Below are 15148 nucleotides of genomic sequence, written 5' to 3' on the forward strand. Positions count from 1 at the left end.
GCCGGCCGGGTGTTTCCTGCGCGCCGCAGATGCTGGAGCGCCCATGGACCTCGCCACTCTCGAAACCCCCGTGCCGGTCGTCGACCTCGATATCGTCGAGGCCAATCTGAAGCGCATGCAGGCCTATTGCGACGCCCATGGCATCGCGCTGCGGCCGCATATCAAGACGCACAAGATCCCGCGCCTGGCGCTGCACCAGGTGGAGCTTGGCGCGCGTGGCATCACCTGCCAGAAGCTGGGCGAGGCCGAGGTCATGGCCGCGGCCGGGCTGGACGATATCCTGATCTCCTATCCGCTGCTCGGCGCCGGCAAGGCGGAGCGGCTGGCGGCGCTGTCCCGCCGCGTGCGGATGCGGGTCTCGGTGGACAATCCCGTCGCCGTCGCCACCGCCGCGGAGGCGGCCCGGCAGGGGGCTGAGATCGGCCTGCTGGTCGAGTTCGATTCCGGCAATGGCCGCACCGGCGTCACCAGCATCGACGGCGTGGTGGAGCTGGCCCGGCGCATCCGCGAGACCCCGGGGCTGCGCTATGACGGGCTGATGAACTACCCGGTCAGCCCGCGCACCGGCGAGATCCTGCGCGATCTGCTGCCGCGGCTGAAGGCGGAGGGGCTGGAGCCCGCCATCATCTCCGGCGGCGGCACGCCCAATGCCTTCCGCACGCACGAGATGGCGCCCGTCACCGAGCTTCGCGTCGGCACCTATATCTACAACGACCGCATGCAGGTCGCCGCCGGCCATGCCGGCTGGGAGGATTGCGCCTTCGCCCTGCATGTCACGGTGATCAGCCGCCCCGAGCCGCACCGCGCCATCATCGATGCCGGCTCCAAGACCTTCGCCGCCGACATCATGCCGGCGGGGCCGCAGGAGGGGCATGGCTACTTCCCCGACTATCCCGGCGCCCGGCTGGAGAAGATGAGCGAGGAGCACGGCATGGTGGATCTCTCCGGCTGCGACCGGAAGCCCGAGATCGGCCAGCGCCTGCGGGTCATTCCCAACCATGTCTGCCCGGTCAGCAACCTGCACGACCGGATCGCGGTGACGCGCGGCGGCGCCTTCCAGGAGTTCTGGGACGTGGCGGCGCGCGGCCGCAGCCAGTGACACGACCCGAGTGACACGAGAGGAGTTCACGATGAGCGCCGAAGACCGCCTGGCCGCCCTGGGCCACACCCTGCCCACCGTCGGCAAGCCGCTGTTCAACTACGTGCCGTTCCGCCGCGCCGGCGACATCGCCTTCCTCTCCGGCCAGGTGCCGCGCCTGGCCGATGGCACGGTGATCGCCGGCAAGGTGGGGGCCGGGATGAGCGTGGAGGAGGCGCAGAAGGCCGCGATCCTCTGCGGCCTGCACCTTCTGGCGGTCGCGAAGGTGGCGGCGGGCTCGCTGGAGAAGGTCGAGATGCTGAAGATCTTCGGCATGGTGAACGCCACGCCGGAGTTCGGCCAGCAGCCCAAGGTGATCGACACCTGCTCGAACCTGATGGTCGAGGTGCTGGGCGAGCGCGGCCGGCATGCCCGCTCGGCGGTCGGAATGGGTTCGCTGCCCTCGGACGTGCCGGTCGAGATCGAGGCGGTGATCCGCATCCTGGACTGAGGCGGCGGGGGCCGGGCGGGAGCGCCCCCGCCCGGCGGCCACCCCTAGCGGGGGCCTCCCGGCTGGCGTGCCCGCCCGCGATGGAATATCTCCCCCGTCATGCGCTACATCTCCACCCGGGGCGAGGCCCCAGCCCGCGATTTCGAAGGCGTCCTGCTGGCCGGCCTCGCCGAGGATGGCGGGCTGTTCATGCCGGAGTCCTGGCCGCTGCTCTCCGCCGCCGAGTGGCGCGGCCTGCGCGGCCGGCCCTATGCCGAGGTGGCGGCGCACCTCATGGCGCCCTTCGCCGAAGGCGCGCTGGACCATGAGACCCTGCTGCGCCTGACCCGCGCCGCCTATTCCGGCTTCGGCCACGCCGCCACGGCCCCGCTGGTGCAGATCGAGCCGCGCCTCTTCGCGCTCGAGCTGTTCCATGGCCCGACGCTCGCCTTCAAGGACATGGCGATGCAGCTGCTGGGGCGGCTCTTCGACCATGCGCTGGAGAAGCGTGGCGAGCGCGTGACCATCATCGGCGCCACCTCGGGCGATACCGGCTCGGCCGCCATCGAGGCCTGCCGCGACCGCCGCGCGATCGACGTGGTCATCCTCCATCCCGAGGGCCGCACCTCCGAGGTGCAGCGGCGGCAGATGACCACCGTGCTCTCGCCCAATATCCGCAACATCGCCATCCAGGGCAGCTTCGACGACTGCCAGGACCTGGTGAAGGCGATGTTCAACGACGCGCCCTTCCGCCAGGAGATGCGGCTCTCGGCGGTGAACTCCATCAACTGGGCGCGCATCGCGGCGCAGGTGCCCTATTACGCCTATGCCGCCCTGGCGCTCGGCGCCCCGGACCGCCCGGTGGCGGTCTCGGTGCCCACCGGCAATTTCGGCAATGTGCTGGCCGCCTGGGTGGCCCGCCGCATGGGCCTGCCGATCGAGCGTCTGATCATCGGCGCCAACCGCAACGACATCCTGGCCCGCTTCCTGGCGGCGAACGACATGTCGATCCAGGGCGTGGCGCCGAGCCTCTCGCCCAGCATGGACATCCAGGTCTCGTCGAATTTCGAGCGGCTGCTCTTCGAGCTGCTGGGCCGCGACGCGGCGGCCACGGCCGGGATCATGCGCCGCTTCCGCGCCGAGGGCCGCATGCCGGTGCCCGACGCCGCCTGGCGCAAGGCGGCCGGCCTGTTCCATGGCTTCGCGCTGGACGATGAAGGCACCCTGGGCGAGATCCGCCGCCTGCATGCCGAGAGCGGCTATCTGGCCGATCCGCACACGGCGATCGGCACCGCCGCCGCGCGGGCGCACCTGCCGCCCGAGGGCATCCCGGTGATCGTCGCCGCAACGGCGCATCCGGCCAAGTTCCCGGACGCGGTGGAGCGCGCCACCGGCATCCGCCCGCCGCTGCCGGCGCGGATGGCCGATCTCTACGAGCGGGAAGAGCGCCTTTCCACCCTGCCCAACGCCCTGGCGGCGGTGGAGGAGGCGGTGCGGCAGCACGGGCGGCGCAACCGCGCGGACTGAGGGGCGGGCGCCCTCTCCCGCAGCGCGTCATGATGAGGGTCGCATCGCGGCGGTGCCGGCATTACATTGCGCGTAATGACCGCCTCTTCGCCTGCCATCCGATCGAACGCCCCCTCGGCCGCCGCGCCGGCGGGCGCCCCCGGCGGGCCGATCACAGGAACCCTCCTTATGTCTGAACCGGTGCGGCTGACGCGCCTGCCCAACGGGCTGACCATCGTCTCCGAGACCATGCCGCGGGTCGAGACCGTCTCGATCGGCGCCTATGTCCACGCCGGCACGCGGGACGAGACGGCGGCCGAGAACGGCGCCTCCCACTTCCTGGAGCACATGGCCTTCAAGGGCACGGCCCGGCGCGACGCCGCCTCCATCGCCCGCGAGATCGAGAATGTCGGCGGCCATCTCAACGCCTATACGGCGCGCGAGCAGACGGCCTACTACGCCAAGGTGCTGAAGGAGGACCTGCCGCTGGCGGCGGATATCCTCGGCGACATCCTGACCCATTCCACCTTCGTGCCGGAGGAGCTGGAGCGCGAGCGCGGCGTCATCCTGCAGGAGATCGGCCAGGCCAACGACACGCCGGACGACATCGTCTTCGACCACTTCCAGGCCACGGCCTTCCCCGACCAGCCGATGGGCCGGCCGACGCTGGGCACCGAGGCGGTGATCGGCGCCATGCCGCGCGAGGTGCTGACCGGCTATATGCGCCGCCACTACGGCCCGAGCCGCATGGTGGTCGCCGCCGCCGGAGCGCTGGAGCACGAGGCCCTGGTCTCCCTCGTGGAGCGCCACTTCGCCGACCTGCCGGTCGTCACGCCCACCGCCTCCGAGGTCGCGCGCTATGGCGGCGGCGAATTCCGCGAGGAGCGGGAGCTCGACCAGGTGCATGTCGTGCTCGGCTTCGAGGGGCCGGCCGTGGCGACGGCGATGCACTACCCGACCATGCTGCTCTCCACCCTGCTCGGCGGCGGCATGTCCTCGCGCCTGTTCCAGGAGATCCGCGAGCGGCGGGGGCTGGTCTACTCGATCTATTCCTTCGCCCAGCCGTTCCGCGATGGCGGCCTCTTCGCCCTCTACGCCGGCACCGGCGAGGAGCAGGCGGCGGAGCTGGTGCCGGTGGCGCTGGAGGAACTGCGTCGCGTCCAGCACGACGTGACGGAGGAGGAGCTGGCGCGGGCCAAGGCGCAGCTGCGCGCCTCGGTGCTGATGTCGCTGGAATCCACCGGCAGCCGGTGCGAGCAGCTGGCGCGGCAGATCCAGGTGCATGGCCGCGTCATCCCGGCCGAGGAGACCAAGGCGAAGATCGCCGCGGTCACGGTCGAGCAGGTGCAGCAGGCGGCGGCGATGATCTTCCGCTCGCGGCCGACGCTGGCCGCCCTCGGCCCCGCCGGCAAGGTGCCCGGCCTGCCCGCCATCGCCGAGAAGCTAGCCGCATGAACCGGCTGGAGCGGCTGCAGGATCTGGTCCGTGCCGCCCGCTTCGCCGGAGCCGGCGCCGCCGACGCGCTGCTGGCCAGCGGCACCGCCCTCTCGGTGCAGCGGCGGCTCGGCCGGATCGAGCACCTGGAACGCTCCGAGGGGCTGGATCTGGGCCTCCGGGTCCTGGTCGGCGGGCGGCAGGCCATCGTCTCCACCACCGACCCCGACCCGCGTGGCTTCCAGGCCCTGGCCGAGCGGGCCGTCGCCATGGCGCGGGCCGTGCCGGAGGACCGCTTCGCCGGGCTTGGCGCGTACCACCCCTTCCGCCCGCTCGACCTCGAGCTGGACGATCCCGCCGAGCCTGATGCCGACGCCCTGCTGGCGCGTGCCGCCGCGGCGGAAGAGGCGGCGCTGGCCGTCCCGGGCGTGAGCAACAGCGAGGGCGCCGAGGCCGGTTTCTCCCGCACCGTCATCGCCCTCGTGACATCGGACGGCTTCGCCGGCGAGTATGCCCGCAGCGGCCATTCCCTCTCGGTGACGGCGCTGGCCGGCAGCGGTACGGGCATGGAGCGCGATTACGACTACAGCAGCGCGGTCCACCTGTCCGATCTTGAGGACCCCGCCAGCCTGGGCCGCGCGGCCGGCGAGCGCGCGGTGCGGCGGCTCCGCCCGGCCCGGCCGCGCACGGCCCGGCGCACGGTGGTCTATGATCCCCGCGTGGCCGGCTCGCTGGCCGCCCATCTCGCCGGGGCACTGAACGGCGCGGCGGTGGCGCGGGGCACGTCCTTCCTGCGCGACAGCATGGGGCAGCGGGTGCTGGCCGCCGGCCTCAGCCTGCGCGACGACCCGCTGCGCCGGCGCGGCCTGCGCTCCCGTCCCTTCGACGGGGAAGGGATGCCGGGCGCCGCCCTGGCGCTGGTCGAGGACGGGATCCTGGCGAGCTGGGTGCTGGACTGGCGCAGCGCCCGGCAACTGGGCCTCGCCTCCACCGGCCATGCCAGCCGGGGCATTTCCGGCCCCCCCGCGCCTTCCACCACGAACCTTTGGCTGGACGGCGGCAGCGGCACGCCGGAGGCCCTGATGGCCGATATCGGGGAGGGCCTCTACGTCACCGAGATGATCGGCTCCGGCGTGAACGGCGTCACCGGCGACTACAGCCGGGGCGCCTCCGGCTTCATGATCCGCGATGGAGAGCTGGCCGAGGCGGTCAGCGGCATCACCATCGCCGGCAATCTCAGGGAGATGTTCCTCAACATGGCGGCGGCCGGCGACCTCCGCTTCCGCCGGGGAACCGACGCGCCGACCCTGCGCGTCGAGGGGCTGACCGTCGCGGGCAGCTGAGGCCGGGCCGGGAGGGCGTCCCGGCCCCGCATCGGTCAGGCCGCGCGGACCTCGGAGATGAAGCCGCGCACCTCGCCGCTCAGCCGCTCCGACTGACGCGACAGTTCGCCCGAGGCCGCCAGGACCTGGCTGGCCGCGGCGCCCGTGCTCTCGGCGCCATGGCTGACGGCGGCGATGGTCTCCGAGACGGCATTGGTGGCATGCGCCGTCTCCGTCACGGTGCGGGCGATCTCCGCCGTCGCGGCGCCCTGCTGCTCGACCGCCGAGGCGATGGCCACGGTGATGCTGCTCACGGCGTCGATGGTGCCGGTGATGGCCTGGATATCGTTCACCGCCTGCTGCGTCGCCGCCTGGATCTGCGCGATCTGGCTGCCGATCTCCTCGGTCGCCTTCGCGGTCTGCGCGGCCAGCGACTTCACCTCGCTCGCCACCACCGCGAAGCCCTTGCCGGCCTCGCCGGCCCGCGCCGCCTCGATCGTCGCGTTCAGCGCCAGCAGGTTGGTCTGCCCGGCGATGGTGCTGATCAGCCCCACCACCTCGCCGATCCGCGCCGCACCCTCGGCCAGGGCCCGCACCGTGGCGTCGGTGCGCTGCGCGTCCTGCACCGCGCGGGCGGTGACGCCCGTCGCCTGGCTGACCTGCCGGCTGATCTCGCCGATCGAGGCGGTCAGCTCCTCGGCGGCGGTGGCCACGGTCTGGACGCCGTGGCTGGCCTGGCGCGCGGCCTCCAGCACCGTGCCCGCCTGGCGCCCGGTATCGCCGGCATTGCCGGTCATGGCGCGGGCGGTGGCCTCCAGCTCGGTCGAGGCGGAGGAGAGCATGCCCACCATGTCCCCCACCTTGCCCTCGAAGCGGGCCACCATCTCGCCCAGGGCGGCGGCGCGGCGCTCCTTGGCGGCGCGTTCGGCCTCCTGCGTGGCGGAGAGCGCATCGGCCTCGCGCAGCCCGGCGCGGCATTCGTCGAGCGCCCGGGCCATGTCGCCGATCTCGTCGCGCCGCCGCAGGGCGGGCAGCTCGAAGCCATAGTCGCGCCGCGCCAGGCGGCGCAGGGATTTGGAGAGGCACAGGACGTTGCGCGCCAGGTCACGATCCAGCCAGCCCAGGCTGACGATCCCGATGGCCAGCGCCAGCAGCGCGCCGATCAGGGTGCCCCAGATCGCCCGTGTGAAGATCCGGTCCGCCTCCTGTGCCGCCGTGGCGGCGCCACGCTCATTGAAGGCGATCAGCGGCTCGAGGCTGTTGAAGACCTCGTTGACCGAGCGCGCCGAGGTATTGAAGGCCTGCCGGCCCTGCTCCGCCTCCATGTCGAGGATGAGGCCGACCTCGGTCTGATAGCGCCGGTAGGTCTGCCGGAAGATCTCGAAGAGGCGCCGCTCCTCGGCCTCGGTCAGGTGGGGCCGCAGGTCCTCCATCATCTGATGGACCTGCTCGCTCATGGCACGGACCTCGGTGCCGATCTGGCGGCGCTCGGCCGGATCCTCGCTGGCGATCTGCCGGGCGGTGCGGGTCCGCTCGCGGGAGATGGCGTATTGCAACTGGCTCAGCCGTTTGACGGCGGGCATCCAGTTGGTCTGGATATCGACCAGCCCGGCATTCACCTGGCGCAGCTCCAGCAGGCTGTAGCCGCTGTTGCAGATGCCGCAGATCAGCATGGCCCCCAAGGCAAGGATCACCTTGCTGCGGATGCTGAGCCCTTGCAGGAAAGAAACCATTATCCGTGACTTACGATGTGCGTGAGGCGGCATTAGAGGGGCTGGCGGTTAACAATCCGTGCCGGGCCCGGGGCACGGGGAGCCTTATTTCCCGGCGCCTTCCCCGCCGCTTTGGGCGAGGTGGCGGAATTCCCGGACCAGCCGCTCATAGACCGGCCGGCGAAACGCGACGACGATCCCCGGCAGGTCCTCCAGCCGCGCCCAGCGCCAGGCGTTGAACTCGGGATGCGGGTCGAGGTCCAGGCGGATCTCGGACTCCTCGCCCAGGAAGCGCAGGGCGAACCATTTCTGCTCCTGCCCCCGGAAGCGGCCCCGCAGCGCCTTGCCGATCAGCTCCGGCGGCAGGTCGTAGCGCAGCCAGTCCGCGACCTCGCCGATGATCTCGGCCTTCCCGGTGCCGATCTCCTCGGCCAGTTCCCGCAGCACCGCCGCGCGGGGATCCTCGCCCTCGTCCAGCCCGCCCTGCGGCAACTGCCAGGCCTCGGCCGCCACGTCGGCGCGGCGGGCGATCAGCACGCGGCCGTCGCGGTTGAACAGCACGGCGCCGACATTGCGGCGGTAGGGAAGGTCGGACATCGGCTAGTCGGTGCCTCGCGAAGCGGGGGTGCTGCCAGGAGGATAGGATCCTGGGGGATAGGTCAGGGCGCTGACCGGCGCCAGCACCAAGTCGCGCGCCGCAAGCCCCGCCGCCCAGCCGGCGATGGCATCGACCAGCAGCGGCGCGGGCTCCGCCGCCAGGCCCAGGGCATGGCCCCGGCGGTGGGCCAGGGCTTCCAGAAGGGCCAGCCGGCGATCCACCTCGCCCCGGGTCAGGGGCTCGTCCAGCACCAGGTCCACGCTGGCGCCCCAGGCGGCGGCCGGCTCCGGCGCGCCGGGCCGGGCCTCGACATAGTAGAGGCCACGCTCGGCCAGGCTGTCCTGGAGGGCCTCCAGCGGCGCCGCCTCGGCGGCGAAGCGCTCGCCGCGCCAGCCGCCGGTGGCGCCGATGGCGCCGGCATAGCCGCCGATGGCGCCGAGCGCGCGCAGCAGCCGCTCGCGGTTCTCGGCCGGCGACAGGCTGGCGCGCAGCAGGTCCGGGGCCGGGGGCATGCCGAGGGAATCGAGCGGCAGGGCCAGCAGCATCTCCATGCCGCGCTGGCGAGCCAGGGATTGCAACGCCCGCGCGCGGGGCAGGCGCGGGCTGAAGGCGGGCGTGACCTCGGCCGGCAGGCGGTGCAGCGCCGCCTCGGCCCGCTCGGCCACGAATCCCATGCCGATGACGAGCGCGATGCGCGGCCGGGTTTCTCCGGCGAGGAAGGGGCGGGCATAGACCTCCCTGGCCTCCCGCCCATCGCCGGCGCGGCGCGGGATCGCGCCGGCCGGGCCGGTCTCGAGCAGGTCCTCCAGGGGCGGGGGGATCGGGGCCGCCGCGCCGCCCCTGCCGTCACGCGGCGGCAGGGGCGGTGGCGAGGGGGCTTCCGGCAGGCCGGGCGGCGCCGGCGGTGCGACAGCAGGTTCGCTGACGGTCTCGCCGAAGGGCGGGGGATGGGGCAGGGGATGGGGCAGGGGATGCGGCGGCGAGGGCGCCTCGGCGGCTTCGGGGGGTGACGGCAACAGGGCCGGCGCGGGTTCCGGCACCGCCGGCGCGGGGGCGCCTTGCGCTGGCGCGACCGGCTCCCGCCTGTCCTGGCGCGGCGGGGCCGGCTCGGCTGGGCCCAGGAGATGGAGCGTCAGCGCCGTTGCCGCCGCCGCCGTCGCCACCAGCGCCCAGAACACGCCCAGGGCCCGCCAGCCCATCCCTGTCCGGAAGGCGGGCCGGCGGGCATGACCGGACATGGCGCCCCCCGCCGACGCCCCGTGGCCTCAGCGCGCCGCGCGCCGCTGCGGATCCGCCGCGGCCCAGGCGCGCAGCAGGCCCACCGCCTGCTGCAACTGGAAGTCGGTTTCCGGCTTGGTCGGGTCGAAGGACGGCGCGCCCTCGGGCGGCATCTTCTGCACCTTCTCGGCCACGCCGCCGGGCAGGTTCATCGGCGGCAGCGGGGCGGTGGGGTGGGTGTCATTGTCGTTGCGCAGCGCCTTGCGCAGATCCGCCTCGCGGTCCCGCAGCGGCGCATTGCCCTCCTCCCGCGTCGCCAGCACCTCGATGTCGGGGGTGATGCCGAGCGCCTGGATCGAGCGTCCGGAGGGCGTGTAGTAGCGCGCCGTGGTCAGGCGGATGGCGCCATTGCCGGGGATCGGCATGACGGTCTGGACGCTGCCCTTGCCGAAGGACTTGGTGCCCAGCACGATCGCCCGTCGGTGGTCCTGCAGGGCGCCGGCGACGATCTCGCTGGCCGAGGCCGAGCCGCCATTGACCAGCACCACGATCCTGAAGCCTTCGGCGATGTCGCCCGGCTTGGCGTTCCAGCGCTGGCCATCCTCCGGGCGGCGGGCGCGGGTGGAGACGATCTCGCCGCGGTCCAGGAAGTCGTCCGCCACCTGCACCGCCTGATCCAGCAGGCCGCCCGGATTGTTGCGCAGATCCAGGATGACGCCCTTCAGGTTGTTGCCGGCCTGCTGCTTCATGGTGCCGAGGGCGCGCCGCAGCGCCGTGTCCGTCTGCTCGTTGAAGGAGGAGAGGCGGACATAGGCCACATCCTCGCCCTCGATCCGGAAACGCGCGACCTGCGGGCGGATGACGTCGCGGGTGATGGCCAGCTCGAGCGGCGCGTCGGTGCCGGGGCGGCGGATGGTGATCTTGATGGTGCTGCCGCGCTCGCCCCGCATCTGGTCGACCGCTTCCTGCAGGCTGAGACCCTGCACGGAATTGCCGTTCAGATGCGTGATCAGATCGCCCGGCTTGACCCCGGCCTTGGCCGCCGGCGTGTCGTCGATCGGGCTGATCACCTTGACGTAGCCGCCCTCCTGGCTGACCTCGATGCCGAGGCCGCCGAACTCGCCCCGCGTCTGCACCTGCATGTCGCGGAAGGAGCGGGCGTTCATGTAGCTGCTGTGCGGGTCGAGGCCCTGCAGCATTCCGTTGATGGCGGATTCAATGACATCGCGGTCGTTCACCGGCTCGACATACTCGGCGCGGACGCGCTCGAAGACATCGCCGAACAGGTTGAGCAGCCGGTAGGTCTCGGCATTGCGGCCGGCCTCCTGCGCGATGGCGGAGACGATCGGCGGCGCCACCACCGGCCCCAGCACGGCACCGGCGGCGAAGGCCGCCGCCACCATACCCACCGTGCGCAATCCCGACTTCATGCGGTGACGCTTCATGCGGTCAACGATCCTTTCGTCGCGGCCCTACAGCCTGGCCATAGCGGCCGTTACCCGTGGCGCCAACCCGGTGACACCGGCCAGAGATCCTTCCCAGGATCTTCCGGGCCCGGCGCCATCCCATTCCATCCGTCCCGCCGCGCCGCCTCCGCCGTGGGCAAAGCCTGCCGGACCCGGGCGGACAGTACCGCGATTCCACCTGCCGGGGGCAAACTGAAACCTTTCTGAACAGTCAGATGGACATGGTCACCCTCGCCCGCGGTACCAACTCTTCGGATCGACCGGCTGGCCCTTCCGGCGCAGCTCGACATACAGATTGGCCCGGCCCGAATCCTCCGCCGCGCCAAGCTGCCCCACCGCCTCGCCCGCCACCACGCGGGCGCCGAGCCTGGCATCCAGCCGGTCCATCCCGGCGAGCACGAAATGGTAGCCGCCGCCGCAATCGACAATCAACAGCTGGCCATAGCTGCGGAACGGACCGGCGAAGGCGATACTGCCGCCGCAAGGGCTCACCACCCGCGCGCCAGCCGGCGCGGCATAGGTCAGGCCACGCGACGGGCCGCCCGCGCCGCCTTCGCCGAAGTCCCGCGTGATGCGTCCCGCCACCGGCTGCGCGCGGCCGGCGCTAGGTTGGGGGGCGCTGGGGCGGGGGGCGGAGGGCGGCGGGGTGCGGGCGGCCTGCTCCCGCCGCGCCTGCTCGCGCTCCCGAAGCACCTCGCGCTCGCGCTCCAGGGCGGCGCGGGCCTCGGCGTCCCGCGCGGCGCGCTGCCGCGCGGCCAGGGCCTCCGCCTCGCGCTCGGCGCGCTGGCGGGCGGCCTGCTCCGCCGCCTGCCGCTCGCGCTCGGCTCTCGCCCGCGCCTCGGCCTCCGCCTTCGCGCGGGCCTGTTCCAGGCGGTCGAGCATCTCGCGCAGATCGCTGGCGCGGGCGGCCGTGGCGGCGGCCCGGGCCGCCGCCTCCATCTCCTCCTGCTCGGCGCGGCCGCGTTGCGCCTGCGCGGCGAGCAGCGCCTCCTCCACGGCGGCGGCGGCGGCCCTGACCTCGGCCCGGGCCCCGGCCAGCCGTGCCGCCTCATCCTCGGCCTGGCGGCTGGCCTCCGCGGCCACGGCCTGGGCCTCGCGCAGCGCCGTCGCCTCGGCCGAGAGATGGCGCGTCAGGCTGCGCAGCACGAGCGCGCCGCGCAGCGCCGTCTCGGGATCGACCGGCACGGCCAGCAGCGTCTCGGACGGCCACTGGCCGAGGCGGCGCATGAGCGGCAGCAGCGGCGCCAGGGCATCGGCGCGCCGCCGCAGATCGACCAGGGCATTGTCGCGCACCTGGGCGGCCTCGCGCGCGCGGGCCTCGGCCTCGTCGGCGGCGGCATCGGCGGCCACGGCGCGGCGCCCCGCCTCGGCGCGCTGGCGGGCCAAGGCCTCCTCGGCCGCCGCCGCGGCTCGCGCCGCCTCGGCCGCCGCCGCCGCCGCCCGGTGCGCCTCGTGCGCGCTGCGCTCCGCCTCGCGCAGGGTCTCGGGGCTGGCCTGCTCCGGCCGGGCCGGGCCCGCCGCCAGCATCAACAGGGGTATCGCGAGAAGCAGGCGGAGCGGCAGGTGGGAGGTCCTCGCGAGGCAGGCGATGGATGCGATGACCGGGCTCAGCCCCGCTGGATCAGGCTGTGCCCGGTCATCGCGGCGGGTTGCGGCAGGCCCAGCAGGTCCAGCAGCGTCGGCGCCACATCGGCCAGCCGGCCCTCGCCCAGCCGCGCCCCGGCGGGGCCGCCGACCAGCAGGACCGGCACCGGGTTGGTGGTGTGGGCCGTGTGCGGGCCGTCGGTCGCCGGGTCCTTCATCAACTCGGCATTGCCATGATCGGCGGTGACGAGCAGGGCGCCGCCCTGCGCCCGGATCGCCGCCTCGATCCGCGACAGCCCGGCATCCACCGCCTCGCAGGCCTTGATGGCGGCGGGCAGGCTGCCGGTATGACCGACCATGTCGGCATTGGCGAAGTTCAGGATGATCAGGTCGAAACGGCCGGAGCCGATCGCCTGCACCGCCTTCTCCGCCAGCTCGGGCGCCGACATCTCCGGCTGCAGGTCGTAGGTCGCGACCTTGGGGGAGGGGACCATGATCCGCTCCTCGCCGGGGAAGGGGGTCTCCTCGCCGCCGTTGAAGAAGTAGGTGACGTGCGGGTACTTCTCCGTCTCCGCCATCCGCAACTGCGTCAGGCCGGCGGCGGAGACGACGGCGCCCAGGATGTCCTTCAGGGTCTCGGGCCCGAAGAGGGCGGCGAGGTGGGGGTTCAGCACCTCGGAATACTCGGTCATGGCGGCGGCGCCGGCGAGCTTCGGGCGGCGCGGCGGGAGGAAGCCGTCGAAGGCGGGATCGACCAGCGCGCCCATGATCTGCCGCACCCGGTCGGCGCGGAAGTTGAAGCAGAGCACGCCATCCCCGTCCTTCATCCCGGCATAGTCGCCGATCACGGTGGCGGGGATGAACTCGTCGGTCTTGCCGGCCGCGTGGGCGGCGGCGATGGCGGCGGCGGCGCTCTTCGCCCTGGCCTGTCCGTGGCCCTCCACCATGGCGTCATAGGCCTGCCGCACCCGCTCCCAGCGCCGGTCGCGGTCCATGGCGAAGTAGCGGCCGGTCACGGTGGCGATGCGCGCCCCGGCGGGCAGCGCCGGCTCGAACCGCGCCAGGTACTGCGGGCTAGCCTCGGGCGGGGTGTCCCGCCCGTCCGTCCAGGCATGCACGGCGACGGGGATGCCGGCGGCGGCGAAGACCCTGGCCAGGGCCAGGCCATGATCCTGGTGGCTGTGCACGCCGCCGGGAGAGAGCAGGCCCATCAGATGCAGCGTGCCGCCGCTGGCCCTGAGCGCCCGGATCAGCCCGGTGACGGCGGGCAGGCCGCCGATCGTGCCATCCGCCACGGCCTTGCTGATGCGCGGCAGCTCCTGCATCACCACCCGCCCGGCGCCGAGGTTGAGGTGGCCGACCTCGGAATTGCCCATCTGGCCATGCGGCAGGCCGACATCCTCGCCGCAGGTGTGCAGGAAGTTGTGCGGGCAGCCGGACCAGAGCCGGTCGAAGCAGGGCGTGCTCGCCTGCCGCACCGCGTTGTCCGCTTCCTCCTCGCGCCAGCCCCAGCCGTCGAGGATCACGAACATCACGGGCTTCGGACGGGACATGGCGGTCTTCTCCGGGGCTGGTTCCGCGACAGGGGATAGACCCGGAGGGGGCGGCTTGCCCAGGGGGGGAAAGCAGGGGCGCGGGAACGGGCGCCGAGCCCGCCCCGCCGCCGCGCCTCAGGCGCTGAACTTCAACGCCGCGGCCGGCGGCAGGAACTGCGGCGCGTAGAGATCGGCCGCCCTGAGCTCCGCGGTGATGCCGAAGGCGCCGCGCACGGTCTCGATCGCCGCCTGCACGCGCTCGGTGCCGAGATTGCCGAAGCCGCCCGACATCACCTCCGGCGTGCGGATGAAGGCGAAGTTGGCCAGCATCCGCGCCTTCTCGAGATCCCGGGGCGCGGTGGCGTCGCGCTTGGCCAGGGCGGCGATAGCGGCATCCGGCTCCTTCCAGGCGAGGTCATGGCCGCGGGCGATGGCGCGGATCATGCCGGTGACCACCCGCGCATTGGCCTCGGCATAGGGGCGCCGCACCAGCAGGGCGGTGGAGAGCAGCGCGACGCCCGCATCGGCGTAGCGCAGCGAGACGATGTCGTCCGGGGCGATGTTCAGCGAGCGCAGGCTGAACACGCCGGAGACCTCGAAGCCGGTGATGGCATCGGCATCGCCGCGCGCCAGCATCGGCTCGCGCAGCTGCGGCGTCACCGTCACCCAGCCGATCCTCGCCGGGTCGATGCCGGCGGCCCTGGCGAAGGCGGGGAAGAGCTGCCGCCCGGCATCGCTCTCCGGCGCCGCCAGCTTGCGGCCCTCGAGCTGCTTCGCCGTGGTGATGCCGGTCTTCTTCAGCGTCATCACCGCCAGCGGGCTGCCCTGCTGCACCACCATGGGCGCGATGACATCGCTCGCCGGCGTGGTCAGGCGCAGGCGGATGACGGGGGAGAGATCGGCGATGCCGAATTCATAGGCGCCGCTGGCGACCTTCACCGGCGTATCGCCCGAGCCGAAGCCGCGATCGACCGTGACGTTCAGCCCCTCCTCCCGGAAGAAGCCCCGCTCGGCCGCCAGGACATAGGGCGCCTGCGGTCCCTGGAAGGCCCAGTCGAGGCAGAACTTCACCGGCGTCAACGCGGCCTGGCCGCGCGCCAGGCGAGGAGCGGCGAGCAGGCCGGCGGCGGCGCCCCGCGTCAGGCCACGGCGGGTGGGGAACATGAGGGATCTCCCGGAGTGTCGCGCCGGGCGCATCCCAGCGG

12 protein-coding genes are annotated in these 15148 nt (G+C 73.1%); 5 read left to right on the plus strand and 7 right to left on the minus strand.

The window, feature by feature from the left end; all coding sequences use genetic code 11:
• Positions 1 to 43 precede the first annotated feature (43 nt).
• From D9598_RS10975 to D9598_RS10995, 5 genes are all read left to right on the plus strand, one after another.
• Positions 44 to 1099 carry an alanine racemase gene (locus tag D9598_RS10975; RefSeq protein WP_198366530.1) on the plus strand — a complete coding sequence of 352 codons (1056 nt, stop codon included), beginning with the start codon at positions 44 to 46 and terminating at the stop codon, positions 1097 to 1099.
• Positions 1100 to 1130: 31 nt separating this feature from the next.
• Positions 1131 to 1589, plus strand: a complete 459-nt coding sequence (locus D9598_RS10980) for a RidA family protein (RefSeq protein WP_198366531.1) — start codon at positions 1131 to 1133, stop codon at positions 1587 to 1589.
• 99 nt (positions 1590 to 1688) lie between these two features.
• The gene (gene thrC, locus D9598_RS10985; protein ID WP_198366532.1) at positions 1689 to 3095 is read left to right on the plus strand and encodes a threonine synthase; all 1407 of its coding nucleotides are present in this window, start codon (positions 1689 to 1691) and stop codon (positions 3093 to 3095) included.
• A 168-nt stretch (positions 3096 to 3263) separates the two neighbouring features.
• Positions 3264 to 4529, plus strand: coding sequence for a pitrilysin family protein (locus D9598_RS10990; RefSeq protein ID WP_198366533.1), 1266 nt, complete (start codon positions 3264 to 3266; stop codon positions 4527 to 4529).
• Positions 4526 to 5851, plus strand: coding sequence for a TldD/PmbA family protein (locus tag D9598_RS10995; RefSeq protein WP_198366534.1), 1326 nt, complete (start codon positions 4526 to 4528; stop codon positions 5849 to 5851). The genes D9598_RS10990 and D9598_RS10995 overlap by 4 nt, the downstream gene beginning before the upstream one ends.
• A 35-nt stretch (positions 5852 to 5886) precedes the next feature.
• On the opposite strand, the gene D9598_RS11000 is transcribed toward D9598_RS10995, so the two are convergent.
• From D9598_RS11000 to D9598_RS11030, 7 genes are all read right to left on the minus strand, one after another.
• Positions 5887 to 7596: a methyl-accepting chemotaxis protein gene (locus tag D9598_RS11000; protein WP_370591988.1), complete on the minus strand. Its 1710-nt coding sequence runs from the start codon at positions 7594 to 7596 to the stop codon at positions 5887 to 5889.
• A 51-nt stretch (positions 7597 to 7647) separates the two neighbouring features.
• Positions 7648 to 8139, minus strand: a complete 492-nt coding sequence (locus D9598_RS11005) for an RNA pyrophosphohydrolase (RefSeq protein ID WP_198366536.1) — start codon at positions 8137 to 8139, stop codon at positions 7648 to 7650.
• Between the two features lie 3 nt (positions 8140 to 8142).
• The gene (locus D9598_RS11010) at positions 8143 to 9378 is read right to left on the minus strand and encodes a divergent polysaccharide deacetylase family protein (protein ID WP_198366537.1); all 1236 of its coding nucleotides are present in this window, start codon (positions 9376 to 9378) and stop codon (positions 8143 to 8145) included.
• 27 nt (positions 9379 to 9405) lie between these two features.
• The gene (locus D9598_RS11015; RefSeq protein ID WP_198366538.1) at positions 9406 to 10803 is read right to left on the minus strand and encodes a S41 family peptidase; all 1398 of its coding nucleotides are present in this window, start codon (positions 10801 to 10803) and stop codon (positions 9406 to 9408) included.
• Positions 10804 to 11049: 246 nt separating this feature from the next.
• Positions 11050 to 12351, minus strand: a complete 1302-nt coding sequence (locus tag D9598_RS11020) for a murein hydrolase activator EnvC (protein WP_198366539.1) — start codon at positions 12349 to 12351, stop codon at positions 11050 to 11052.
• An 80-nt stretch (positions 12352 to 12431) separates the two neighbouring features.
• Positions 12432 to 13961 (minus strand): 2,3-bisphosphoglycerate-independent phosphoglycerate mutase, encoded by a 1530-nt coding sequence (gene gpmI / locus D9598_RS11025; RefSeq protein WP_198366540.1) that lies wholly within the window; start codon positions 13959 to 13961, stop codon positions 12432 to 12434.
• 117 nt (positions 13962 to 14078) lie between these two features.
• A complete protein-coding gene (locus tag D9598_RS11030) occupies positions 14079 to 15107 on the minus strand; it encodes an ABC transporter substrate-binding protein (RefSeq protein WP_198366541.1) in 1029 nt (342 codons plus the stop codon).
• Positions 15108 to 15148: the final 41 nt, after the last annotated feature.

The sequence above is a fragment of the Roseomonas sp. KE0001 genome (genome assembly GCF_016107285.1).
In the GTDB taxonomy this organism is placed as follows: domain Bacteria; phylum Pseudomonadota; class Alphaproteobacteria; order Acetobacterales; family Acetobacteraceae; genus Pseudoroseomonas.